1 pseudogene is annotated in these 245 nt (G+C 65.3%); it reads left to right on the forward strand.

The window, feature by feature from the left end:
• Window positions 1–245: pseudogene (locus FNJ47_RS50350) on the forward strand (HcpA family protein); the annotation flags it as partial.

The raw sequence follows: 245 nt of genomic DNA on the forward strand, positions 1-245 counted from the left end.
CACCTCAGGATGACGGGAAACGGCCTGCGGCGCCTTCGGTTTCCGGACTGGGTGCCCTCTGGAAGTGGCGCCGTCAAGGCGTCATTTGACGTTGTTTCCGATCCATTTTCGCGCGGCTGCCTCGCCCATGTGCTGGCGACCGGCGCCGGCGCCCCGGTGGACAAGGTGGAGGCGCTGAAATGGCACACCATCGCCAAGACCGCCGGCAAGGGCGACCCCGATCTTGACGACATCCTCGCCGATAT

The sequence above is a fragment of the Bradyrhizobium uaiense genome (genome assembly GCF_010811875.1).
Lineage (GTDB): Bacteria > Pseudomonadota > Alphaproteobacteria > Rhizobiales > Xanthobacteraceae > Bradyrhizobium > Bradyrhizobium uaiense.